This is a genomic window from Rhodococcus sp. NPDC057014 (assembly GCF_042673295.1).
GTDB lineage: Bacteria > Actinomycetota > Actinomycetes > Mycobacteriales > Mycobacteriaceae > Rhodococcus_F.
This window is the reverse complement of the sequence record NZ_JBHUSF010000515.1, coordinates 1-3727: the sequence shown is the minus strand read 5'-3', so window position 1 is coordinate 3727 and position 3727 is coordinate 1. Positions and strand designations below refer to the sequence as shown.

Annotated in this window: 3 protein-coding genes; 2 read left to right on the top strand and 1 reads right to left on the bottom strand. The window is 68.5% G+C overall.

The window, feature by feature from the left end; all coding sequences use genetic code 11:
* Window positions 1-10 precede the first annotated feature (10 nt).
* Window positions 11-1345, bottom strand: a complete 1335-nt coding sequence (locus tag ACFTZB_RS44020) for an acetyl-CoA C-acetyltransferase (RefSeq protein ID WP_378442069.1) — start codon at window positions 1343-1345, stop codon at window positions 11-13.
* Between the two features lie 130 nt (window positions 1346-1475).
* Between ACFTZB_RS44020 and ACFTZB_RS44015 the strand changes: the two genes are divergently transcribed.
* Both ACFTZB_RS44015 and ACFTZB_RS44010 read left to right on the top strand, forming a co-directional pair.
* Window positions 1476-2822 carry a 3-oxoacyl-ACP reductase gene (locus tag ACFTZB_RS44015; RefSeq protein ID WP_378442066.1) on the top strand — a complete coding sequence of 449 codons (1347 nt, stop codon included), beginning with the start codon at window positions 1476-1478 and terminating at the stop codon, window positions 2820-2822.
* A complete protein-coding gene (locus ACFTZB_RS44010) occupies window positions 2822-3685 on the top strand; it encodes a MaoC/PaaZ C-terminal domain-containing protein (RefSeq protein WP_378442064.1) in 864 nt (287 codons plus the stop codon). Before ACFTZB_RS44015 ends, ACFTZB_RS44010 begins: the two co-directional genes overlap by 1 nt.
* Window positions 3686-3727 lie beyond the last annotated feature (42 nt).

The window sequence follows — 3727 nt, the reverse complement described above, 5'->3', positions numbered from 1 at the left end:
GCCGGTCGGTTCACGCCTCTATGATTGCCGTCACACCCTGGCCGCCGGCGGCGCAGATGGAGATCAGGCCGCGGCCCGAACCCTTCTCCGCGAGCATCTTGGCGAGCGAGGCGACGATGCGGCCGCCGGTGGCGGCGAACGGGTGGCCGGCCGCCAGCGACGAGCCGTTGACGTTGAGCTTGCTGCGGTCGATGGAGCCGAGTGCGCCGTCGAGCCCGAGGCGTTCCTTGCAGTACTCGTCGGATTCGAATGCCTGCAGCGTCGCGAGCACGACGGACGCGAAGGCCTCGTGGATCTCGTAGAAGTCGAAGTCCTGCAGGGTGAGGCCGTTGCGGGCCAGCAGGCGCGGGATGGCGTACGTGGGCGCCATGAGCAGCCCGTCCTTGCCGTGGATGTAGTCGACGGCCGCGGTCTCGGAGTCGACGAGGTGCGCGAGGACCGGAAGCTTGCGCTCGGCGGCCCATTCGTCCGTGGAGAGCAGGACCGCGGACGCACCGTCGGTGAGCGGGGTGGAGTTGCCCGCCGTCATGGTCGCGTCGCCCGCCTTCACCCCGAAGACCGGCTTCAGCTTGGCGAGCTTCTCGGCGGTGGAATCGGGTCGCAGGTTGTCGTCGCGGGTGAGGCCGAGGAACGGGGTGACCAGATCGTCGAAGAATCCGCGGTCGTAGGCGGCGGCCATGTTCTGGTGGCTGGCGGCGGCCAGTGCGTCCTGATCTTCGCGGCGGACGCCGAACTCCTTGGCGGTGATGGCGGCGTGCTCGCCCATGGACAGGCCGGTGCGGGGTTCGCCGTTGCGCGGGATCTCGATGCCGAGCATGGACGGGCGGACGTTGCCGAGGAGTTTGATGCGATCGCCGGTGCTCTTCGCGCGGTTCAGGGACAGCAGGAATTCGCGGAGTTCGTCGTTGACGCCGATCGGCGCGTCGGACGTGGTGTCGACGCCGCCGCCGACGCCGGCGTCGATGCGGCCTGCCGCGATGGCGTCACCGACCGCGACGATCGACTGCAGCCCGGTGCCGCAGGCCTGCTGCAGGTCGAAGGCCGGGGTGTAGGGGCTGAGGGCGCTGCCGAGGACGCATTCGCGCATCAGGTTGAAGTCGCGGCTGTGCTTGAGGACGGCGCCGCCCGCGACGAGGCCCAGCTTCTCGCCCTGGAGGTGGAAGCGGCTCACCAGTCCGTCGAGGGTGGCGGTGAACATGTCCTGGTTGGACGCCCGCGCGTACTTGCGGTCGGAGCGGGCGAACGGGATGCGGTTTCCGCCGACGATCGCGACGGGACGCTGCTGCTTTCCGCCCGGCTTCGGGGCCGCAACGGAGTTCGAGTTGGTGCGAGCTTTGCTGGTCACTGACGTCTCCAAGGATCTGGTGCGATTACCTGTTGGCTACTATTCTTACTCAGGAGTAAGTTACTTGTCGACACCGCACTCCACTCGGTGCTCGGTGACTGACCGCCGAACGACGACAGAAGGTAGGACCGTGGCAGCCAGCAAGGGAGCTCCCGACCTCTATTCCCAGTTCCTCTCATCCGCACCCGGCGCGTTCATCGCCGCGAAGGCGGGACTGCCGCGGCCCGAGAACCTGCGGCGATACAAGCACGGTGAACCGGCACTCGCCGGCCCGGTCCTGATCGGCGGCAAGGGCCGCCTCGTCGAGCCGCTGCGCGAACTCCTGTCCGACTACCCCGCCGCGGGCGCGGGCGACGACCGGTACGGCGCCCTGGTGTTCGACGCCACAGGCATCGGTTCGATAATCGAACTCGAGCAGCTGTTCGAGTTCTTCCAGCCGGTCATCCGCAACCTCGCACCCTCCGCGCGCGTCGTCGTCATCGGAACCACCCCCGAGGAGACGTCCGACGTCGACGAGCACATCGCCCAGCGCGCGCTCGAGGGCTTCACCCGCAGCGTCGGCAAGGAAGTCAAGCGCGGCGCCACCGCTCAGCTCGTCTACGTCTCGCCGAACGCCGCCCCCGGACTGTCCGGTCTCGAATCGACGCTGCGCTTCCTGCTGTCGGCCAAGTCCGCGTTCGTCAGCGGCCAGGTCATCCGCGTCGGGTCCGAGGATTCCGTCGCACCCGCCGACTGGGACAAGCCGCTCGACGGGAAGGTGGCCATCGTCACCGGCGCGGCCCGCGGCATCGGCGCGACCATCGCCGAGGTCCTCTCCCGCGACGGCGCGCACGTCATCTGCGCAGACATCCCGGCAGCCGGTGAGGCGCTGTCCGAGACCGCCAACAAGGTCGGCGGCACCTCCCTCGCCCTGGACGTGACCGCGGACGACGCCGCCGACAAGCTCGCCGAGTTCGTCCTCGAACGGCACGGCGGCGCAGACATCATCGTCCACAACGCCGGCATCACCCGCGACAAGACGCTCGCCAACATGGACGAGGGCCGCTGGAACATGGTGATCGGTGTGAACCTCCTTGCACCGCAGCGCATCACCGACGTCCTCGTCGCCAAGGGCGCGCTGAAGGAAGGCGGCCGCGTGGTCGATGTCTCCTCCATCGCCGGGATCGCGGGCAACCGGGGCCAGACCAACTACGGCACCTCCAAGGCCGGTGTCATCGGACTGGTACAGGCGTCCGCGCCGGTGCTCGCGAAGAAGAAGATCACCATCAATGCCGTCGCGCCGGGCTTCATCGAGACCGCGATGACCGCGGCGATCCCCTTCGCCACGCGCGAGGCCGGACGCCGCATGAGTTCGCTGCTGCAGGGCGGCGAGACCGTCGACGTCGCCGAGACGGTCGCGTACTTCGCGAGCCCCGCGTCGAACGCCGTCACCGGTCAGATCGTCCGCGTCTGCGGCCAGAGCCTGCTGGGCGCCTGATGTCGGGCAAGGTCGTGCAACTCACGGAGAAGCCGGGCACGCTCGACATCTACACTCGCGCCGTGCGCAGCGCGCTGCCGGTCATCGGTGCGAGCGGGCACAGCGCCCCGGACACGACGCTCGTCCTGAACGGCGTGCGCGTGGATCCCGACAACCTGGCGGCGTACGACCGGGTGACGGGGCTGCGCTTCGGCGACACCCTGCCGCTCACGTACCCGTTCACGCTGGTGTTCCCGGTGGTGATGAAGCTGATGGTGTCGGAGGGTTTCCCCTTCCCCGCCATCGGTTCCGTGCACGCGGAGAACGTCATCGAGCAGTTCCGCCCGATCTCGGTGGTCGAACCCCTCGACGTGTCGGTGCACGCGGAGAATCTGCGTGAGCACCGCAAGGGGCTGCTCATCGACGTGATCAGTGAGATCCGGGTCGGACGCGAGCTGGTGTGGAAGCAGACGTCGACGTTCCTGCGTCAGCAGAAGACGTCGCTGTCCGGTCAGCCCGGCCCCGAGCCGAAGGCCGAGGAGGAGCCGCCGCGCCCGCTGCGGACGCTGCGGGTCGATCAGAAGACGATCGGCAAGTACGCGGCGGTGTCCGGCGACCGGAATCCGATTCACGTGTCGACGTTGGGCGCCAAGGCTTTCGGGTTCCCGAAGACCATCGCGCACGGCATGTGGAGTGCGGCTGCGGTCCTGGGGTCGGTGGAGGGCCGGATCCCGGACGCCGTCACCTACAGCGTGCGTTTCGGCAAGCCGATCCTGCTGCCGTCCACGCTGAACGTGTACGCCGATCGGACCGGCGACGGCTGGGATCTGTCGATCAAGCACCCGAAGAAGGGGTACCCGCACCTCACCGCGACGCTGCGTTGACGGGGGACGAACGGGACGCTCGTTCGATCTGATCGAACGCTG

Coding starts and splice junctions, on each gene's coding strand:
- ACFTZB_RS44010 (WP_378442064.1), top strand. CDS start 2,822: ATGTCGGGCAAGGTCGTGCAACTCACGGAGAAGCCGGGCACGCTCGAC.